General features: G+C 36.6%; 1 protein-coding gene. It reads left to right on the top strand.

Annotated features, from left to right (window positions below):
- Positions 1 to 576, top strand: a 576-nt coding sequence (locus ACFILZ_RS10025; protein WP_375655694.1) for a hypothetical protein, incomplete at its 5' end; no start/stop codon positions are given.
- Positions 577 to 752: the final 176 nt, after the last annotated feature.

Below are 752 nucleotides of genomic sequence, written 5' to 3'. Positions count from 1 at the left end.
GGCTTTATTGAAAAGGAAGATAACCTTTCTCATGATGGCAATTGCTGGGTTTATGATAATGCTTGTGTTGTAAAATCTGGTCGTGTTTATGAAAATGCAAGGGTATATGGCAATGCTGCCATTGGTGGTTTTGTTTATGGCAATGCGCATGTATATGATAAAACCCGCGTGTATTTTGGAGCTCATGTTTATGATAATGCGCATCTTTCTGATAAGGTGTGGGTTTATCAATATGCAAGGGTTTATGGGAATGCAAAATTAACAGGAAGTGCACGCATTTATAGCAAAGCTGAGGTTTATGATCATGCTGTTGTAAGTAGCTCTTCAAAAATTTATGGCAAGGTTTATGGCAATGCTAGCGTGGGTGGGTATGTTAAGGTCTATGGTTCTGTTTATGGCAATGCTAAAGTGACTGGTTATCACACCATTAGAGGTTTGGTACATGGCAATGCAAGATTAAAAAGAAATGAGTATTCATATACAGAACAAAACCCTTATTATGCATATGGAATTCCTGAAGATTGTGAAATTTATGAAAACGATACCGTTGTAAAGATTAGTGAAAAAGCAGCGTAAATAACGGCGCGGGGGGCTGCTTTATAGCAAAAAAGCCGCGTCCTTTTAAGACACGGCTTTTGTTTGCAACTGGAAACTTATACATTTTAAATGTTAAAATATATTACACAAAACGTGTAAAAATGCAAGCCTTAATACATAAAAACCGCATCAAAATGAATTGATACGGCTTTTAT

The organism is Bartonella sp. AP40SXNS, from assembly GCF_042195825.1.
Lineage (GTDB): Bacteria > Pseudomonadota > Alphaproteobacteria > Rhizobiales > Rhizobiaceae > Bartonella.
The sequence above is the reverse complement of the archived record's forward strand: the minus strand, read 5'-3'. Positions and strand labels throughout refer to the sequence as shown.